Genomic DNA, 18,228 nt, shown 5'->3' with positions numbered 1-18,228 from the left:
CGCGCGGCATGTCCCCGAATAGACAGACGGAACAACCGCATCCCGACACGGATGCGGTTGTTCGGTTATTGGCATTCATGGAATAGCTAGGCTTCCTTTAGAATCATTAATTATTGCTGGCATAATGCAATTCCCAGGGAACGTCCGTACTCTGCATTTCGATGACGTCCGTATAATCGTTAAGCTGATAATCGCCCCGCTTACGGTCGGACAAATATGTAAAATGCACTTCGACCCTCGTCGGATCCTCGAGACTTACCTTGGCGTCGGTCAGCTCGAAGCTCGTTGCCTGAACGAACAGGTCCACCGCGGCCGCATCGTCTCCCTGATCGAGGTATTGCCCGAACTTGTCATACACGTCTCGATCGCGGTAGATCCCCGATTCCGCATCGTCGTCGAGATCGAAGACGATCGCCTGCACGAGCTTGTCCCTGTCATGCTTGAAAATCAATCCTTCGCCCAAATACCGCTTCGCCGTCGACGCGTATTTCAGGAAATTGGGTAGATTGCCGCTGACCGCGGCTTCCGCGCTGCGGTCGAGCGCCTCATACAGCTCATGCTCGCCGAAGGACAACGCATCGTCATTGAACTCCGGGTTCACGTCCAGGTCTAGGAACGGCGAGAGCGTGCTTGTCTTGATCGTCAGCCATTCATCGGAGGTTATGGTCTGCTGCCCCCTGTTCTTCTCGTCGAGCTGCGCCATCACTTCCTTGCCCAGCTTCAACAGTTCCGGCCGGATGTCTTCGTCGCTCTTACCTGGCTGCATGCGGAACGTTAATGCGTCTCCGGTCTCTTGAGCGGCTGCACTCCCGGAACTGCCGGAACTATCGGAACGCTCCTGATGCCCGGACATACCGCGGATCTGAGCCGAGCATGAGGTCAATAAGCATGCGCACAACAGCAAAGCGAGAACAACTAACGGTTTCATTTTCAATTGCAAGTCTCCTTCAACATGGGGTTCACGCGGATGATCGCTATCCCTGGCCGTTCCACATGTATATCGGATCGTCACAGCCGATTTTCAACCCTCGCGGCACAAAACCCAGTCCCCTTGCGGACTGGGTTTTGCATGCATTCTATCCTTAAGCGAAGCGCATAATCTGCTGCCGGAACCGATCCAGTTCGACGACCTTGCCTTCCAGCCTCGACTGCTCGGCGGCGAACGCCATCAGATGGCTCTGCACCGAATGCACGGCCGAGGTAAGGCCTACTCCTGCCCGGCCTGCCCCATTATCCTGGTCCCTCCCATTGTCCTGGCCTGCATCATTGTCCCGGCGCGCGCGCACGAGCTCCGCGAAGTCGCGAATGAGGCCAAGATCGCCGCCCCCGTGGCCGATATGCCCGCCCGGCATTTCAAGCCCGATCCGCTCCGGCTTGCCCGCGCCGAACCGGATCAGCTCGATTTCGTTCTTCTCCATGGCGGCGCGGATTTCGCCCTGCGTCCCCATCAGCTTGAGCGTCCGGCTGCATTCCTGCGTGAAGGCGCTCATCGTGAACACGGCCGTCACCGCATTCGCGAATTCCATGTTCACGACCTGATGATCGACGACGTCGTTGTCGCAGCGGTACACGCACCGTCCGTATGGGCCCGTCCGCAGCGCTTCCATGCGCGCCTCGCGGCTTGGATCGTCGCTGATCGCGAGCGCCATCCAGCCCGGCTCGTCGCCCAGATAGACGTTCGGCGCGTAATACAGGCAGTTGTCCGCGGCCGGACAGCCGTCGGTACAGCGCGCCGGCGCGCCGGCAGGCGCATGCTCGGCCCGGAAATGCGACAGCGCGCCGAACGACGACAGCCGCACGCAATCCGCTCCCGCCAGCCACAGGAGGATGTCCATGTCGTGGCACGACTTCGCCAGAATCATCGGGCTGGATTCCGCCGCATTGCGCCAATTGCCCCGCACGAAGCTGTGCGCCTGATGCCAGTAGCCGACATTCTCGTTATGCTGAATGGACATGAGCTGTCCGATCGCCCCGTCATCCAGCAGCCGCTTGAGCGTGCCGAAGAACGCCGTGTACCGCAGCACATGGCATATCGAGAACACGAGGCCGGCCTCCGCCGCCTTCTCGCCCATGCGCACGCACTCTTCCGGGTCGGGCGACATCGGTTTCTCCAGCAGCACGTGGTAGCCCGCGTCCAGTGCCTTCATCGTCGGCTCGTAATGCATCTTGTCCTGCGTGCAGATCACGACCGCGTCCGCCAGTTTCGGCCGGGCCAGCAGCTCGCGCCAATCGCGGAACACCAGGCTATCGCCGATGCCGTGACGCCGGCTGAACGCCTCCGTCCGCGCCGCGTTCGGATCGGCAACCGCCACGACCTGCATCCGGTCCGGATGGTCAATTGCGTAATTCGTATAAATCTGCCCGCGCAGCCCGGCGCCGATCAGCGCGACCGTGATTTTCCCGCTCTTGGTCTCCCCCATTGCCCGCTCCACTCCTTGCGTATACGGCTTTGCAAATGCCGACTCTCAATTCCGCCTATTCCTTTACTCCCCTTACTTCCATTACTTTCTTTACGTCATGCTCCCGCGCTATTCCTTCACGCTGCCAACCGTAATTCCCTTGATGAAGAACTTCTGCAGGAACGGGTACACCAGCATAATCGGCAGCGCGCCCAGGAAAATTTGCGCCGTCCGCAGCGTCTTCTCGCTGATGCTCTCGAGCCGCTTCAGGTCGTCGAGCGATATCGCCTGCTTGTTGATGGACGTCACGAGCGTCGACAGGTAGCTCTGCAGCGGATAGTGCGCGGGCGAATTCATATACAGAATCCCGTCGAACCACGCGTTCCAATGCCCGACGACGGTGAACAGCGTTATCGTGGCCAGCGCCGGCAGCGAGACCGGCAGATAGATGCGCCACAGCAGCGTCCAATGGCCGGCGCCGTCGATCGTCGCGGCTTCGTCCAGCTCCTTCGGGATGCCTCGGAAGAAGTTGAGCAGCATGACCGCGTTCCAGACATTCAGCGCGCCGGGCAGGATGAGCGCCCAGATCGTATCGAGCAAATGCGTCTCTTTGACGATGACATACGTCGGAATAAGCCCCCCGCCGAAAAACATCGTCACCGCGAAGAACCACACGTACAGCGTCCGGTGACGGAATTGCGCGTTGCTCCGCGAAAGCGGGTAGGCCGTAATGACGACGAACAGCATATTAATGGCCGTACCGAGCACGACCCGTTCCACGGATACGCCCAGCGAATGGATGAATTCCGCCTTCTGCCCGAGATACCGGTACGCTTCCAGCGAGAAGCCGACCGGCCACAGGCCGACCTCCGCCGCCGCGGCCGCCGTCGTCGAGCTCAGCGAGATCGCGAGCATATGGATGAACGGCAGGATGCCCAGCGCCAGAATGACGGTCAAGAATACGACGTTGAAGACCGTGAACAGCTTACGGCTCCATGATGCTTTGTAGACCATGCGAATGCTCCTCCCGCCCGCTAGAATATCCGATAATTGCTGAACCGGTAGGCGAAATAATAGGACACGGACACCATGCCGAGCGAGATGATCGACTTGAACAGCCCGATCGCCGCCGCCGGCGAGAACTGCTGGCTGAACAAGCCAAGCCGGTACACGTACGTGTCAATGACATCCGCTTTATCGTACACGATCGAATTATACAGAATCAGAATTTGGTCGAAGCCCGCGTTCAGCACGTTGCCGAGGCTCAGCGTGGCGAGCAGAATGATAATCGGCGCCATGCCCGGCAGCGTAATGTGCACCATCTGCTTCCACTTGCCCGCTCCGTCCATTTCCGCCGCCTCGTACAAGTTCCCGTTGATCCCCGCGATCGCGGCGAGGAAGACGATCATGTTGTACCCCATGCCCTTCCACACGTCCGAACCGATAATGATGCCGCGGAACCAATCGCCGTCGCCCATGAACATGATCTGCGGGATGCCAAGGCCGTGCAGGATGGCGTTAATCGGCCCGTTCAGCGAGAAGAGATCCAGCAGGACGCCGCCCAGCACCGTCCATGACAGGAAGAACGGCAGGAACACGCTCGTCTGCACGAACCGCTTGAACCAGTCCTTCGTCAATTCGTTCAGCAGCAGCGCCAGCGCCAGCGGCACGATCAGCCCGAATACCATCTTCAGCACGGAGATGACGACGGTATTCCAGAACACCTGATCGAACTCCGGCAGATGGAAAATATAATCGAAATTTTTCATGCCCGCCCATTTCGACTTGAAGAAGCCCTGCAGCGGCTGGAATTTCTGAAACGCCATCACGATGCCGAACATCGGCCCGTACGCATACAACAGCGTGATGATGACGCCCGGCAGGAGCATCAGATGGAGCGGCAGCTCCCGAAAGGGACGTTTGTTGCCGATCGCTTCGTCCTTCATGATCAACGGCCTCCAGTGAGATGTTTTATCGCCCCGCCCGGGACATGCATGCACAAGGGAAAAAGGGAGCGGGCCGCAATGGGAGCTCGCCGCGTCCCATCCTCCCGCTCCCCTTCTCCGGCCGCGGGTTCTCTATGCTGCAGGGTTACTTGTTCTTGTCGTACCACGCGTTTACTTCGTGCGTAATATCGTTGCCGCCGAGCGCTTTCCAGCTGCTGACGAACTTGTCGAACTCGTCGATTTTGGCCGAGCCCATGATGATCTTCACGAAGGTTTCGTTCACCAGCTTATCCAGCTGGGCGCCTTTGTCGATCTGCGTCTCCGTTGCCGGGCCGTAGTATTCGTTGTACACGAACTGCTTGCTGTCGCGGATTTGCCGGGTCAGGCCCCAGCCGCCGTTCTTGTCGACGCGGCTGTTATACAAGCCCCACACGGCGCCGCTCTTATCGCCGGACAAATATTTGTTCGCCGCCTCGAGCACCTGCTGCGAGTTCGTATAATACGGCGTCTCGGTATCCTCGACTTCCTTCAGCTGCTTGTCGAGGGCGTTGTTCACGTTGACGTAGATGTTCTCGATATCCGTCGGGTTGTAGATCCGCGGCACGAACCAGTTGTACACGTAGCCGTTCTCCGGCTTGTTCGTCTCGAAGTTCTTCTTCGTGTTCTTCTCGATGTAGAAGTTGGCCATCTTCACGACGGCTTCGGGATTCTTGAATTTCTTGTTGGCGGCGACGATATGCCCCATGCGCACGGTCGGAACGAGCGATTTGCCCGGTTCGCCGCTAAGCGATGGAATTTGCAGGGCGATCCAGTCCGCGTTCGGATCTTTGTCCTTGTTCAAGTTGAGCGGCCAGTTCGCCACCCACCATTCCCCGTAGGCGATGCCCACTTTGCCGGCGATGATGTCCTCGCTGATTTTGGTCTCGTCTTTCAAGCCGAATTCTTTGTCCAGCAGCCCCTTGCCGTACCACGCTTGCAGCCGGGCGAGCGCGTCCTTCGTCTCGGGCTGGATTTCGCCGGCCGCGAGCTTGCCGTCCGCGTCCTTCGTCCAGCCGCCGACGTACGAATTGAAACCGTTGAAGAAGCCCCGCGCATCGAATGCCCAGCCGACGACCGTCTTCGGCAGCGTCATGCCGTACGTGTCGTTCTTGCCGTTCTTGTCCGGGTCGTTCTTCGTGAACGCTTCGGCCACCTTCTCGAGCTCGTCGATGGACTTCGGCGCCTGCAGGCCGAGATTGGTCAGCCAGTCCTGGCGAATCCACAGCAGCTGCGTCGACAGGAACGGCTCCTCGAAGCCGGGAAGCGCATACAGCTTACCATCCTGGGATACCGACTTCATCGCCGCGCCGCCGTCGGACTCCATGAACTGCTTCAAGGTCGGGGAGGCATACTTCTCGTAGGCTTCGGTTAAGTCGGCCAGCACGCCTTGATTCTTGAACTTCTCGAAATTGCGCTGGTCCAGGTCCATCACGTCCGGCAAATCGCCCGAGGCGATCGCGATCGAGAATTTCTGTTCGAATTGATCCGCGGGCACCGTCCACAAATATTTGATGTTGATGTTCAGCTCGTCCTTCAGGTCCTTCAAATACGCATTCTTGTCCGGCGTCAGGCCGGCCGGCGTCTTCGGATCTTCCGGCGGGTTGTAGCCGAGCACCTCGGTCACCGTAACCGGCTCCGCGTATTTGCCGAGCGGATCGTTCGCCGCGGCGGCGTCATTCGTGGCGTCCGAGCTTGCCGCAGAGTCGTTAGCGCCGTTCCCGCTGCTTCCTTTGTTGCCGGCATCCGCGTCGGATGCGGCCGGCGCGGGTTCATTCGCCGCGTTGTCGTTCCCGCATGCGCTTAAAGCCGCGCTTGCCGCCAGCATGCCTAACAACACCAAGCTTGCTTTGCTCTTCCCCATTCAAGCTCCCCCTTTTTCTTATCGACGAAGGTGATTGCGCTTTACTGTTTCATCATATATGCCGGCCTATCGAGGGAACAATGCCAAGATCTTTACCTGCTTCCGTTCTGTTTACTTCCTGCTCTCAAGTCCGTAGGCGTCCCGGTATTCCTGCGGCGACATGCCTGTCATCTTGCGGAAGAACGCCGTGAAATAGGAAGGGGATTCGAATCCGAGCCGCAGCGCGATTTCGCCGATCTTGGCCGGCGATTGGACCAGCATGCCGACGGCCGCCTCGGATTTCGCCGTATTGATATAGTCGGAGAGGTTCCGGCCCGTCAGCTGCTTGTAGCAGCGCGATAAGTACGACGGATTGAGGAAGACCGACTCGGCGATGCGCGCCAGGGACAAGTCGCCGCCCAGATTGTCATGAATGAACCGGTGGATGCGCTCGCATAGCAGATTCTCGCCCCGCTCCACCCGCTCCCGGCGGCGCAGGCAGATCGACGCCGCCAGCTGCGCGAAACGCCGCTGCGCGTCCTCCCATTCGGCGGGCAGCTCCGCGCCGGGGAGACTCGCCAGCAGAAGGCCGCTGTCGGCTTTGTCGGGGTAATCGGTATCGTTCATATGCGCCGCGACCGTATGCAGCAGCGCGTAATACCGCTCCAATCCCAGCATGTAATGGCCGGCCATATGGCTTCTCAAGCAGCCGAACAGCTCGGCGGTCGTCTCGGCCGCAGCCTGCTCGTCTCCCGCCTGAAGATGCTTCTGCAGCGCGGCGACGCTCTTGTTGAAATCCGTCGCGCTTGCTGCCGCCGGCCTCGCCGTCTCCGGCTTGTAGACGTCGGAAATGCCGAGGTCGAGAATGGCCATCTGCTGGCCGTAATACGCGAGCTGCTTCATGGCGGTCTTCAATTGCTCGTACTGTCCGCCGATATCGGTCCATTCGGACGCGCTTCCGCCGATGCCGAAGGACACCGACAGGCCGAACATGTCGCGGCAGTCGTTCTGCACCGTTTCCAGAATCCCTTTCATGTAGGTGATCACGCCCCGCCAGTCCGTTCCGCCCGCCGCATCCGCGAATGCGGCAGCCGCCTTCTCCGGTTGAATGAACCAGACGAGCTCCGAATGATGGAACACGACCCGCTCTTCCCTCAACAACGCGGACAGACGATGCGCGAACAGATTCTGAATGGAATAGAGCACGTCCATCTTCTTCGTGTAGGACAGCTGTTCATCCCACGCGTCCGCCCTGCCGATGACCATCAATACGGGCCTCCCTCGGTCAAGCCGCAGCTCCAAGCCTGCAAAATGCCACTCGCCCGCGATGTCCGCCGCCTGCTCCCCGAGGAGCAGCGCTTCGAAGAACGCCTTCTTAAGCAGCGGTTCCGCGGCGGTCATCTGCTGCTGCGCCCGCGCAAGCAGCGCCCTTGCGCCGTTCTCCTCCTCCAGCTTGACGATCGCCGCGTTCACGGCGGCCGACACCGGCTCAATGCCTTCCGTCTTCAATATATAATTGTCCACGTTCCGGCGGATGGCCGTATGGACATACTCGAACTCGCTGTGGCCGGTCAGCAGGATCATCCGGCAGCCCGGCCAGTACAATCCGATCTCGTCGATCAGCTGCAGCCCGTTCTTGCCGGGCATGCTGATGTCGCTGATCAGCAGGTCGATCTTCGTACGCTTGGCGATATCGAGCGCTTCGTCCGCGGAATACGCCTTGCAGATATCGAGCTCCGGCTGCGTCTCCTGAAAATGCTGCATCAATCCGTCCACGATCGACGGCTCGTCGTCGACGAGCAGTAGTCTGTGCATGACATCAAACCCCTCTCTCGCTGAAATGGATGACCAATTCCGCCTTCAAGCCGCCATGCTCGCTGCGCGTCACGAACACGCCGCTCGATTCCCCGAACTTCAGCCGGATTCGCCTGCTAACGTTGACAAGCCCCGTTTTCTCGTGCGCCTGCGTGGCATTCGCCAGCTTGGCCTGCAGCGCGCGCAGCGCCTCGTCGGGCAGTCCGCCCCCATCGTCCTCGACGGCAATGCGCAGCACCTCGCGTTCGAACGTCGGCCGCACGTACACATGGCCGCGGCGCCGGCCGTTATCGAAGGCATGCTCGAACGCGTTCTCGACGATCGGCTGGACGATCAAGCGCGGAACCCCATAGGCGCAGCTCGCTTCCGGCAGCTCGCCGGCTTCCACCTCGATGCGGTTGGAGAACCGGATGCTCTGAATTTCGCAATAATCGAGCGCGTGCTTGTATTCGTCGGCGAGGGTCGCTTCGTCCTTCCCGCTGCGGGTGATGAACTGATAATAGCTGCCGAGCCTTCGCGCCATTTCGGACGCCTGCTCCATGTCGCCGCTGCGGCAAATCATGTAGATGTTGAAGAAGCTGTTGTACAGGAAATGAGGATTGATCTGCGATTGCAGCTGCTTCAGCTCCGAATGCTGCAGCGCGATCTTCTGCTCGTAATTCTCGCGAATGGACTGCTTCAGCCGCTGCACCATCTGGTCGAGATTGCGGTACAAATAGCCGAACTCGTTGTTGGGACGGGAGTCGATCGGCAGCAGCAGGCTGTCCGCCTCCAGCAGTTTAAACGGCACGATAAGGCGCTTCAGCGGTTTGTGGATCATGAGGTTCACGGAGAACGAGAACAGCACGATGATGGCGATCGAGACGACGGACAGGACGATGTACCAGACGTTGAACGTTCGGAGCTGACCTGTCAGTTCGTTCTGATTGAGGTAGGTGTACAAGGTAAGGCCCTGCTTGCTGATGTGGCTGTAGGTGACGACGTAGATTTGCTTGCCGCTGCGCACGGTGAAGCTCTCTTCCGGCGCTGCCGGCTTCCGGGCGGCGATGGCGGAGATTCGCGCTTCGATCAGCCGGACAACCTCATCCTTCGTCTTGAAGGAGATCCGGTTGCGGAACGTCTCGTCCGCGAGCAGCGCTCCCGAGTCGCCGTAACGATCGACGAGCGGCCGCAGCGTCTCCTCCAGCTTGTCGACGGACAGCTGGAAATAAGCGATGATCCCGCCATTGTTCGCCGAGGCGAGGAAGAAGAGCTTGCCCCCGCTGTAATAGAGCGGTCTCGTGGGCGCCAGCTCGCTATATCCGGAGATGATGCGGTATTCGGCGTTCGGCACCGGCGTGATGCCCGTCTGGGTCGAAATCGTCCTGCCGAAGGACTTGATGTACACGCCGACATTCACGAGGTAGTCGCTGGCGTTCAGGTTGGCGACAAGCCTGTCCTTCACGCGGTTAACCAATTGAATGCTGTCGAACTCGTTGATCTGTTTGCCGAGAAAATTCAGTTTCTGCAGCTCGGGGTCGTTCAGCAGCTGCAGCTGCAAATTGCGGATGAACGACATCTGGTCGTCCAGCTGACGCGAATAGAAGCTGACGTTGGTCTGGTTGGAGCTCGTGATGTCGCCTTTGACGACCTTCTGCCCCTCCGCGTTCATCCATAAGTTGATCAAGCAATACGGAATGACCAGCGCCACGAATACGCAAATGACCTTCTGATACACATGCAATTTCGCCCATTCCGCCAACGGCTTCACGGCTCGTCCCCCTTTGTCGGCCATCATTTAGGATGATTAATTATACAATAGGGTGAAATATTCGAGTAGATGTTCGGACGATGGACAGGAACCGAGATTTTCCGCATACCGCTAAAACAAATTCATCTGGACTTTCAACCGATTATCTCAGATGAATACCTTCTTCCGTTTTCCAAAAGCCGACCGTATCGTCGGCTCAGCATGTAGAGAACTCATGTTTGATGACACGGAATGGCTCGTAAAACCTGAACGGCTGACCTCGGACTGTTCTGGCGACCGCATCCCCGTTCCCCGGCTTAGACAGCTCTAGCTGTTTGGCTCACATCGCTTCAGGAGCGATAGGCAGCGGCACTGTCTGCGAAAAGCAACGAAAAGCATTGCATCCGGGCAGGAGATCCGCTATTCGCCTGTTTTCATGGCTTTTTAAATGCTCGCGGACATAGGATCCTTTATTTCGTCAAAAAGGCAGACTTTCGATACTCTCCGGAGGCAATAACGAATCCTGTGTCCGTTCGCCATCCCAAACCTGCCGATTTCCACCAAATAACGGATTCTATGTCCGTTGCCCCTGAAGACGATCTAGCCGGCATGGGCAATGGCGAAGAACCGGGTACTTTCTCGTCAGCCAGAGCCAACCGTATGGTCGGCTTTTTTGACTTCGTTTTCATTCTCTTTCCCTGCAACTGCATGCACGAGAACGCGCCGTTCATTCGGAAACGCCGCAGGAACGGGCATCCCGAAATCCTACAGCTTGGCAACGAGGCCCTTAACGAAGCGGAAGAGATGAACCACCGGGCCTCCGGCGTCTTCCGCCGCTGCCTGATACCGGAGTGAACGGGAACGGTATCCCCTTCCTCAATTGCGCGTTTAACCTCCAGCACTTTGTGCGGATCGTTGGGCGTCCTTTTATCGTATCGGCCCCCATGCCGCGCTAAGCTTATGTTACACTACACTTGTACAGCCCAGAAGGCTTGAGTTCCTTGGGCCTGCCGGGTGATTCGCCTGCTTGAAATCGATCGCCATTTGCCTCACAAGAAGGAGGATGCGCCGACAATGGAGACGCCATGCTTAATCATCGACGCGAGACGGACGAGACGCAATATCGCGCGGATGGCCGCCCGAGCCCAAGCGCTGCATGTGCGGTTAAGGCCGCATGCCAAGACCCATAAGCTCCCCTCGCTCGCCGCCGAGCAGATCGCGGCCGGCGCGGCCGGCATTACGGTGGCCAAAGTATCCGAAGCCGAGGTCATGGCGCAGCACGGCATCGGCGATATTTTCGTCGCCTACCCGCTCGTCGTGCCGAGCAAGATCGAACGGGCCGCGAAGCTCAGCCGCCAAATCCGGTTGATCGTCTCCGCCGATAGCTACGAGGGCGCGCTGCGCCTGTCCGAAATTGCCGGGCGGCAAGGCATCGTCCTCGAGGTGCGCCTGGAGGTCGATACCGGGCTCCGGCGCACGGGGACGCCGCGCGAGCAGGCCGTGCAGCTCGCCTCCCGCATTCATGCGCTGCCGCATCTTCGGCTCCAGGGCATCTATACCTTCCGCGGCCCGCTGCTTGACGGCCGGTCCACGCTGGAGCTGGAACGCGCGGGCGTTGAAGAGGGGATGTGGATGGCGCAGCTTGCGGACGAAATGCGGGCGGCGGGCATTCCCGTCGAAGACGTCAGCGTCGGCTCGACCCCGACCGGCCTATATGCCGCATCGGTTCCGGGCATCACCGAAATTCGCCCCGGCACGTATGTCTTCAACGACGCGATGCAGACCAGGCTCGGCGTGTCGTCCTGGGAGGATTGCGCCGGCTCGATTCTGGCCACGGTCGTGAGCCGGCCAAGCCCGGATTACGCGGTCATCGACGGCGGCAGCAAGACGTTCGCCACGGACGTGCAGCCGAATACGGAACCGCTTCTGCTGCAGGGCTTCGGCCGCGTGGTCGAATGGCCGGATGCGGTGCTGGAACGGATGACCGAGGAACACGGCATGCTGCGCCTCCTCCCGCATCACGAGCTGAACGTGGGCGATCAGGTGCATATCATCCCGAATCATATTTGCAGCACGCTCAACTTGCACAACAAGCTCTACTGGGTGGACGGCGACCTTATCGAGGAACGGCCGATCCTGGCCCGCGGCATGCTGGAATAATCATTGCGGACCTGGCATGCTTGGGATCGGCTGTCGAAGCAAGCTTATTGAAACAAACAAGCTGTTGAACGGTCGTGCCCGGTAGGCCTAATTGGTACTTATACGGTGCGATTATATGTGATTATCCTTGATCAGGAGGAACACCAACCATGTCTATTATCGAGAACCGCTTAAAAGAACTCGGCGTCGGGCTCCCAGCCGTCGGCAAGCCGAAATTCAGCTATATTCCGGCCAGCCAGACCGGCAGCCTGCTCTATCTGTCCGGCCAAGACTGCCGCATCGACGGCGTGCTGATGCACGAAGGCAAGCTGGGCGCCGAGCTGACGATCGAGCAGGGCCAGGCGGCGGCGCGTCAAGTTATCATCAACTGTCTCGCCGTCATGAAGCATCATCTCGGCGACCTGGACCGCGTCGTCAAGATCGTCAAAATGCTCGCCTTCGTCAACAGCGCCCCCGGCTTCGCCGATCAGCCCTATGTCGTCAACGGCGCCTCCGACTTCTTGATCGAGGTGTTCGGCGAGCAAGGCAGACACGCGCGATCCGCGATCGGCACCAGCGACCTGCCTTTTCATACGCCCGTTGAAATCGAGCTCATCGTCGAAGTTCGCGACTAACCTCGCGGCTGCTTCCGCGATGAACAACGAATCCCTCCTGGCATGGCCAGGAGGGATTCGTTGTTCACACCTCGTAATGAACGACATTAACTGTCCGACGACCGCGGCACGTAAGCCGTAAACCCGAATTGATCCAGCAAAAACTCGCCGCCCGCAGCGTACGTGACATTCGCCTTGATTTCACCGATATACTGCGGCTCCAATACCCCTTCAACGGCAACCCCGACAGCGGCAATGAGCTGCAGCCCCTGCCGATCCGCTGTGAACATGACGACATTGCCGTACCCAAGCCGGTCTTGAATATGGTCTGCGCCGAAGTCCGCCTGATACGCCTTCAAGCTCACCTCATGCGGCTGGCCGTCCAGCGTCAACTGCCCGAACAGCTCGCCGTTCCGGCTCGTTTTCTTGAACTGAATCGCCTTCTCCAATTGGTTCAAATAATCTTCGGGAACAAAACGATGGTCCAGCACCTGCTGCCCCGCGGGCATGTCGACCCCGCGATACTCGACGACATGCAGCTCGTAGAGACTAATTCCGGTGCCTGACCCGAGATCCAGCACGGCCGCAAGCTCCTCCTGCCCATCTCCGTCGTAATCCTGTGCCTGAAGCACGGGCATGACATTCCTCGGGGTTTTGTAGGTCCAATCCATCTGCTGCCGGAGCTCGCCGATCTGCAGTTGCGCGTTGCCCTCCGAGTCCGTGTACAAATAAATGCCCTTCTCCGGCAGCGAGGCATCCGGCTCCCTATTCGTTGGTTCGGGGTCATGCTCCACTTTCGCCTCACTGGCGGTAGCATCGTCCGTAATCGTCATTCCGCTTACGCCTTCATGACTCGCAGCTTCGTCGGTAGTTGCGGCTGCGGCGTCCTGCTGCCGTACCGTTTCCGGTGAGTGACTTCGCTCTTCCTCGGATGCACAGCCGCCCAACAGCATCAAGGCCGCCGCGCCGATCGCGGCAACGGCCCGGGCTGCTCCCTCATTGTGCCTCATCATGCTTCTGTCCCACCATCCTTCTGCATGCCTTTCCCTCTTAACGCTGCGCTGCGGCTAATAGTTGCAAGCGCACAGCAAATCCACTTCCCGCCGTAAACGACAAAAAAGCCCCTATCCGCGCGGATAAAGGGCTTCTACATACAAAAAGCTGCATCAGGATTGGCATCTGCGACAGCTAGCTAGGAAGTTGAAACGATGTAAGGATACTAAAATGAATGGTCGGGATGACACGATTCGAACATGCGACCCCCTGGTCCCAAACCAGGTGCTCTACCAAGCTGAGCTACATCCCGCAATCGACATTGAACCAAGCAAGGCGCCACCCAGATTCGAACTGGGGGTCAAGCTTTTGCAGAGCTATGCCTTACCACTTGGCTATGGCGCCGAAATAAATAATGGAGCGGAAGACGGGAATCGAACCCGCGACCCTCGCCTTGGCAAGGCGATGCTCTACCGCTGAGCCACTTCCGCAGATGGTGCGGTCAAGAGGACTCGAACCTCCACGTCATTGCTGACACTAGAACCTGAATCTAGCGCGTCTGCCAATTCCGCCATGACCGCATATGTGTTGGTGCGGTTGATGGGACTCGAACCCATACGCCCGGTGGGCACTACCCCCTCAAGATAGCGTGTCTGCCAATTCCACCACAACCGCATATATGAAAAGTGAGCCATGTAGGACTCGAACCTACGACACCCTGATTAAAAGTCAGGTGCTCTACCAACTGAGCTAATGGCTCAAAGCAAATGGCTGGGGATCTAGGATTCGAACCTAGGGAATGACGGAGTCAAAGTCCGTTGCCTTACCGCTTGGCTAATCCCCAATGAAGATGGTGGAGGATGATGGATTTGAACCACCGAACCCGAAGGAAGAGATTTACAGTCTCCCGCGTTTGGCCACTTCGCTAATCCTCCATAAAACTGGTGCCGGCGATAGGAGTCGAACCCACGACCTACTGATTACAAGTCAGTTGCTCTACCAACTGAGCTACACCGGCAAAATGGCGGAGCCGACGGGATTCGAACCCGCGGTCTCCTGCGTGACAGGCAGGCATGTTAGGCCTCTACACCACGGCTCCGCGTGAAAATATTTCGGCATGATGCCGAAGGTAATTGGTTGCGGGGGCAGGATTTGAACCTGCGGCCTTCGGGTTATGAGCCCGACGAGCTACCGGGCTGCTCCACCCCGCGATAGTCTAAAGGATTTCATGGTGGAGGCTGAGGGGATCGAACCCCCGACCCTCTGCTTGTAAGGCAGATGCTCTCCCAGCTGAGCTAAGCCTCCATGAAAAGTTAATCCCAGGTTCTCCGAAAAGACGTCGGATTAACCTTCAAAGCGCTTCTGCGCCTTATGGGAAGTTATGGTGACCCGTAGGGGACTCGAACCCCTGTTACCTCCGTGAAAGGGAGGTGTCTTAACCACTTGACCAACGGGCCTTATTATTAGGGGCTGTCCGAAATAGAACCGGAACAACCTTCAAGCGCCACTTCACTTTTCAGGGGTGAGTATGGCGGAGAGCGAGGGATTCGAACCCTCGATACGCGGTTAACGTATACACGATTTCCAATCGTGCTCCTTCGACCACTCGGACAGCTCTCCAGAAATGGCTCCCCGAACAGGACTCGAACCTGTGACAACTCGATTAACAGTCGAGTGCTCTACCAACTGAGCTATCAGGGAATAATGAGTAACAATGATGGCGGAGCCCAGCATGATCGAACCGCTGACTTCCCGCTTACAGAGCCGGCTCTGTAGCCACTTGAACTAAAGGGCCAATAAAAAACCCACTGCAAGGTGGGATGTCTTCAATCGTATTGAGATGACACCATAAAAAACTGAATATGATTTCATGCAAAACCTTTAGCTGGCGTCTCTGGCAAGAGACATTAGGATAAGCCCTCGACCGATTAGTATTCGTCAGCTCCACGCATTGCTGCGCTTCCACCTCGAACCTATCAACCTCGTCGTCTTCAAGGGGTCTTACATACTGGGAAATCTCATCTTGAGGGGGGCTTCACGCTTAGATGCTTTCAGCGCTTATCCCGTCCGCACTTGGCTACCCAGCGGTGCTCCTGGCGGAACAACTGGTACACCAGCGGTGCGTCCATCCCGGTCCTCTCGTACTAAGGACAGCTCCTCTCAAATTTCCTACGCCCACGACAGATAGGGACCGAACTGTCTCACGACGTTCTGAACCCAGCTCGCGTACCGCTTTAATGGGCGAACAGCCCAACCCTTGGGACCTACTTCAGCCCCAGGATGCGATGAGCCGACATCGAGGTGCCAAACCTCCCCGTCGATGTGGACTCTTGGGGGAGATAAGCCTGTTATCCCCAGGGTAGCTTTTATCCGTTGAGCGATGGCCCTTCCATGCGGTACCACCGGATCACTAAGCCCGACTTTCGTCCCTGCTCGACTTGTAGGTCTCGCAGTCAAGCTCCCTTATGCCTTTGCACGCTTCGAATGATTTCCAACCATTCTGAGGGAACCTTTGGGCGCCTCCGTTACATTTTAGGAGGCGACCGCCCCAGTCAAACTGCCCACCTGACACGGTCCCTGTACCGGATCACGGTACCAGGTTAGAACTCCGATACGATCAGGGTGGTATCCCAACGATGCCTCCACCGAAGCTGGCGCTCCGGCTTCCTAGGCTCCCACCTATCCTGTACAGATCGTACCAAAGTCCAATATCAAGCTGCAGTAAAGCTCCATGGGGTCTTTCCGTCTTGTCGCGGGTAACCTGCATCTTCACAGGTATTAAAATTTCACCGGATCTCTCGTTGAGACAGCGCCCAAGTCGTTACGCCATTCGTGCGGGTCAGAATTTACCTGACAAGGAATTTCGCTACCTTAGGACCGTTATAGTTACGGCCGCCGTTTACTGGGGCTTCGGTTCATAGCTTCGGGTTGCCCCTAACCACTCCCCTTAACCTTCCAGCACCGGGCAGGCGTCAGCCCGTATACTTCGCCTTACGGCTTCGCACAGACCTGTGTTTTTGCTAAACAGTCGCTTGGGCCTTTTCACTGCGGCCCCCTCGGGCTATTCACCCTACCGAGGCACCCCTTCTCCCGAAGTTACGGGGTCATTTTGCCGAGTTCCTTAACGAGAGTTCTTCCGAGCGCCTTAGCATACTCTGCTCGCCTACCTGTGTCGGTTTGCGGTACGGGCACCTTCACCTGGCTAGAGGCTTTTCTTGGCAGCCTGAACGCATGACCTTCGCTACTGCAATTTTCGCTCCCCATCACAGCCCAGCCTTAACGATGCGCGGATTTGCCTACGCACCAGCCTCACTGCTTGGACGGGCATCCATCAGCCCGCGTCACTATCCTTCTGCGTCACCCCATTGCTCGTAACGGCTTACGGTGGTACAGGAATATCAACCTGTTGTCCTTCGACTACGCCTTTCGGCCTCGCCTTAGGTCCCGACTTACCCTGAGCGGACGAACCTTCCTCAGGAACCCTTAGGCTTACGGCGGACAAGATTCTCACTTGTCTTTTCGTTACTCATACCGGCATTCTCACTCGTGTATTGTCCACCAGTCCTTACGGTCTGACTTCAACCCATACACGACGCTCCCCTACCCCTGATGCAAAGCATCAAGCCATAGCTTCGGTGGTGTGTTTAGCCCCGTTACATTTTCGGCGCAGAGTCACTCGACCAGTGAGCTATTACGCACTCTTTAAATGGTGGCTGCTTCTAAGCCAACATCCTGGTTGTCTTTGCAACTCCACATCCTTTCCCACTTAACACACACTTGGGGACCTTAGCTGATGGTCTGGGCTGTTTCCCTCTTGACAATGGATCTTAGCACTCACTGTCTGACTCCCGGTTATAAGTACATGGCATTCGGAGTTTGACTGGACTTGGTAACCCTTGGCGGGCCCCGCACCCAATCAGTGCTCTACCTCCACGACTCTTGACACCGAGGCTAGCCCTAAAGCTATTTCGGGGAGAACCAGCTATCTCCGAGTTCGATTGGAATTTCTCCGCTACCCCCACCTCATCCCCGAATTTTTCAACATTCGTGGGTTCGGGCCTCCAGTGCGTGTTACCGCACCTTCACCCTGGACAGGGGTAGATCACACGGTTTCGGGTCTACGTCCACATACTCATTCGCCCTATTCAGACTCGCTTTCGCTGCGGCTCCGGCTCTTCACCTTAACCTTGCATGGGAACGTAACTCGCCGGTTCATTCTACAAAAGGCACGCCATCACCCCTAAATTGGGCTCTGACTTCTTGTAAGCGCACGGTTTCAGGTTCTGTTTCACTCCGCTTCCGCGGTGCTTTTCACCTTTCCCTCACGGTACTGCTTCGCTATCGGTCGCTAGGGAGTATTTAGCCTTGGCAGATGGTCCTGCCGGATTCCCACGAGGTTTCACGTGTCTCGCGGTACTCAGGATCCGTCTCGGAGAGTGCAACATTTCAAGTACAGGGCTTTTACCTTCTTTGGCCGGCCTTTCCAGACCTGTTCGTTTACACTACACCTTTGTAACTCCATGTGAGACGTCCTACAACCCCAAGGAGCAAGCTCCTTGGTTTGGGCTAATCCGCGTTCGCTCGCCGCTACTGACGGAATCACTATTGTTTTCTCTTCCTCAGGGTACTTAGATGTTTCAGTTCCCCTGGTATGCCTCCTTGTTACCTATGTATTCAGTAACAGGTGACTGGACATTACTCCAGCCGGGTTTCC

The 18,228-nt window shown here is 57.7% G+C and carries 11 protein-coding genes, 15 tRNA genes and 1 rRNA gene (1 of these 27 only partly in view); 3 read left to right on the top strand and 24 right to left on the bottom strand.

Annotated elements, in window-relative coordinates; genetic code table 11:
* Nucleotides 1-106: 106 nt before the first annotated feature.
* The 7 genes from GXP70_RS02550 to GXP70_RS02520 all read right to left on the bottom strand — a co-directional run bounded on the left by GXP70_RS02550 (nucleotide 107) and on the right by GXP70_RS02520 (nucleotide 9,789).
* Nucleotides 107-766 carry a hypothetical protein gene (locus GXP70_RS02550; RefSeq protein WP_162355016.1) on the bottom strand — a complete coding sequence of 220 codons (660 nt, stop codon included), beginning with the start codon at nucleotides 764-766 and terminating at the stop codon, nucleotides 107-109.
* A gap of 316 nt (nucleotides 767-1,082) precedes the next feature.
* The gene (locus GXP70_RS02545; RefSeq protein ID WP_162355015.1) at nucleotides 1,083-2,420 is read right to left on the bottom strand and encodes a Gfo/Idh/MocA family protein; all 1,338 of its coding nucleotides are present in this window, start codon (nucleotides 2,418-2,420) and stop codon (nucleotides 1,083-1,085) included.
* Between the two features lie 108 nt (nucleotides 2,421-2,528).
* Nucleotides 2,529-3,413 carry a carbohydrate ABC transporter permease gene (locus tag GXP70_RS02540; RefSeq protein WP_162355014.1) on the bottom strand — a complete coding sequence of 295 codons (885 nt, stop codon included), beginning with the start codon at nucleotides 3,411-3,413 and terminating at the stop codon, nucleotides 2,529-2,531.
* Between the two features lie 20 nt (nucleotides 3,414-3,433).
* Nucleotides 3,434-4,345: an ABC transporter permease gene (locus tag GXP70_RS02535; protein WP_162355013.1), complete on the bottom strand. Its 912-nt coding sequence runs from the start codon at nucleotides 4,343-4,345 to the stop codon at nucleotides 3,434-3,436.
* A 145-nt stretch (nucleotides 4,346-4,490) separates the two neighbouring features.
* The gene (locus tag GXP70_RS02530; RefSeq protein ID WP_162355012.1) at nucleotides 4,491-6,245 is read right to left on the bottom strand and encodes an extracellular solute-binding protein; all 1,755 of its coding nucleotides are present in this window, start codon (nucleotides 6,243-6,245) and stop codon (nucleotides 4,491-4,493) included.
* Nucleotides 6,246-6,356: 111 nt separating this feature from the next.
* Nucleotides 6,357-8,039, bottom strand: coding sequence for a helix-turn-helix domain-containing protein (locus GXP70_RS02525; protein WP_162355011.1), 1,683 nt, complete (start codon nucleotides 8,037-8,039; stop codon nucleotides 6,357-6,359).
* A gap of 4 nt (nucleotides 8,040-8,043) precedes the next feature.
* Nucleotides 8,044-9,789, bottom strand: coding sequence for a sensor histidine kinase (locus GXP70_RS02520; RefSeq protein WP_162355010.1), 1,746 nt, complete (start codon nucleotides 9,787-9,789; stop codon nucleotides 8,044-8,046).
* Nucleotides 9,790-10,377: 588 nt separating this feature from the next.
* Here GXP70_RS02520 and GXP70_RS02515 point away from each other — a divergent pair.
* The 3 genes from GXP70_RS02515 (at nucleotide 10,378) to GXP70_RS02505 (ending at nucleotide 12,542) form a co-directional block, all read left to right on the top strand.
* The gene (locus GXP70_RS02515) at nucleotides 10,378-10,623 is read left to right on the top strand and encodes a hypothetical protein (protein WP_162355009.1); all 246 of its coding nucleotides are present in this window, start codon (nucleotides 10,378-10,380) and stop codon (nucleotides 10,621-10,623) included.
* 219 nt (nucleotides 10,624-10,842) lie between these two features.
* On the top strand, nucleotides 10,843-11,928 hold the full coding sequence (locus GXP70_RS02510) for an alanine racemase (protein WP_162355008.1): 1,086 nt from the start codon (nucleotides 10,843-10,845) through the stop codon (nucleotides 11,926-11,928).
* A 149-nt stretch (nucleotides 11,929-12,077) separates the two neighbouring features.
* Nucleotides 12,078-12,542 (top strand): RidA family protein, encoded by a 465-nt coding sequence (locus tag GXP70_RS02505; RefSeq protein ID WP_162355007.1) that lies wholly within the window; start codon nucleotides 12,078-12,080, stop codon nucleotides 12,540-12,542.
* Nucleotides 12,543-12,628: 86 nt separating this feature from the next.
* Here the strand turns inward: GXP70_RS02505 and GXP70_RS02500 are convergent, their stop codons facing one another.
* The 17 genes from GXP70_RS02500 to GXP70_RS02420 all read right to left on the bottom strand — a co-directional run.
* Nucleotides 12,629-13,534, bottom strand: a complete 906-nt coding sequence (locus tag GXP70_RS02500; protein WP_162355006.1) for a hypothetical protein — start codon at nucleotides 13,532-13,534, stop codon at nucleotides 12,629-12,631.
* 216 nt (nucleotides 13,535-13,750) lie between these two features.
* Nucleotides 13,751-13,827, bottom strand: a tRNA-Pro gene (locus GXP70_RS02495).
* A gap of 21 nt (nucleotides 13,828-13,848) precedes the next feature.
* Nucleotides 13,849-13,919 (bottom strand) — tRNA-Cys (locus GXP70_RS02490).
* An 11-nt stretch (nucleotides 13,920-13,930) separates the two neighbouring features.
* Nucleotides 13,931-14,005: transfer RNA gene (locus GXP70_RS02485), tRNA-Gly, on the bottom strand.
* A gap of 3 nt (nucleotides 14,006-14,008) precedes the next feature.
* Nucleotides 14,009-14,095: transfer RNA gene (locus GXP70_RS02480), tRNA-Leu, on the bottom strand.
* An 8-nt stretch (nucleotides 14,096-14,103) separates the two neighbouring features.
* Nucleotides 14,104-14,189: transfer RNA gene (locus GXP70_RS02475), tRNA-Leu, on the bottom strand.
* Between the two features lie 12 nt (nucleotides 14,190-14,201).
* A tRNA-Lys gene (locus GXP70_RS02470) sits at nucleotides 14,202-14,274 on the bottom strand.
* An 8-nt stretch (nucleotides 14,275-14,282) separates the two neighbouring features.
* Nucleotides 14,283-14,358, bottom strand: a tRNA-Gln gene (locus GXP70_RS02465).
* Nucleotides 14,359-14,365: 7 nt separating this feature from the next.
* A tRNA-Tyr gene (locus GXP70_RS02460) sits at nucleotides 14,366-14,449 on the bottom strand.
* Between the two features lie 7 nt (nucleotides 14,450-14,456).
* Nucleotides 14,457-14,532: transfer RNA gene (locus tag GXP70_RS02455), tRNA-Thr, on the bottom strand.
* A gap of 4 nt (nucleotides 14,533-14,536) precedes the next feature.
* Nucleotides 14,537-14,613, bottom strand: a tRNA-Asp gene (locus tag GXP70_RS02450).
* Between the two features lie 35 nt (nucleotides 14,614-14,648).
* Nucleotides 14,649-14,725: transfer RNA gene (locus GXP70_RS02445), tRNA-Met, on the bottom strand.
* Nucleotides 14,726-14,743: 18 nt separating this feature from the next.
* Nucleotides 14,744-14,819: transfer RNA gene (locus tag GXP70_RS02440), tRNA-Val, on the bottom strand.
* A gap of 77 nt (nucleotides 14,820-14,896) precedes the next feature.
* A tRNA-Glu gene (locus tag GXP70_RS02435) sits at nucleotides 14,897-14,971 on the bottom strand.
* Nucleotides 14,972-15,043: 72 nt separating this feature from the next.
* Nucleotides 15,044-15,134: transfer RNA gene (locus GXP70_RS02430), tRNA-Ser, on the bottom strand.
* A 5-nt stretch (nucleotides 15,135-15,139) separates the two neighbouring features.
* A tRNA-Asn gene (locus GXP70_RS02425) sits at nucleotides 15,140-15,215 on the bottom strand.
* Nucleotides 15,216-15,422: 207 nt separating this feature from the next.
* Nucleotides 15,423-18,228 (bottom strand): 23S ribosomal RNA (locus GXP70_RS02420) (it continues 121 nt past the right edge of the window).

Origin of the sequence: Paenibacillus lycopersici, assembly GCF_010119935.1 — a bacterium.
In the GTDB taxonomy this organism is placed as follows: domain Bacteria; phylum Bacillota; class Bacilli; order Paenibacillales; family Paenibacillaceae; genus Paenibacillus_Z; species Paenibacillus_Z lycopersici.
Note: the sequence above shows the minus strand (reverse complement) of the source record. Positions and strands in the feature narration are given on the sequence as shown.

Excerpts from the sequence above, each read along its gene's own strand:
- GXP70_RS02550 (WP_162355016.1), bottom strand. The coding sequence starts at position 766 with ATGCAGCCAGGTAAGAGCGACGAAGACATCCGGCCGGAACTGTTGAAG.
- GXP70_RS02545 (WP_162355015.1), bottom strand. The coding sequence starts at position 2,420 with ATGGGGGAGACCAAGAGCGGGAAAATCACGGTCGCGCTGATCGGCGCC.
- GXP70_RS02540 (WP_162355014.1), bottom strand. The coding sequence starts at position 3,413 with ATGGTCTACAAAGCATCATGGAGCCGTAAGCTGTTCACGGTCTTCAAC.
- GXP70_RS02535 (WP_162355013.1), bottom strand. The coding sequence starts at position 4,345 with ATGAAGGACGAAGCGATCGGCAACAAACGTCCCTTTCGGGAGCTGCCG.
- GXP70_RS02530 (WP_162355012.1), bottom strand. The coding sequence starts at position 6,245 with ATGGGGAAGAGCAAAGCAAGCTTGGTGTTGTTAGGCATGCTGGCGGCA.
- GXP70_RS02525 (WP_162355011.1), bottom strand. The coding sequence starts at position 8,039 with ATGCACAGACTACTGCTCGTCGACGACGAGCCGTCGATCGTGGACGGA.
- GXP70_RS02515 (WP_162355009.1), top strand. The coding sequence starts at position 10,378 with ATGGGCAATGGCGAAGAACCGGGTACTTTCTCGTCAGCCAGAGCCAAC.
- GXP70_RS02510 (WP_162355008.1), top strand. The coding sequence starts at position 10,843 with ATGGAGACGCCATGCTTAATCATCGACGCGAGACGGACGAGACGCAAT.
- GXP70_RS02505 (WP_162355007.1), top strand. The coding sequence starts at position 12,078 with ATGTCTATTATCGAGAACCGCTTAAAAGAACTCGGCGTCGGGCTCCCA.
- GXP70_RS02500 (WP_162355006.1), bottom strand. The coding sequence starts at position 13,534 with ATGATGAGGCACAATGAGGGAGCAGCCCGGGCCGTTGCCGCGATCGGC.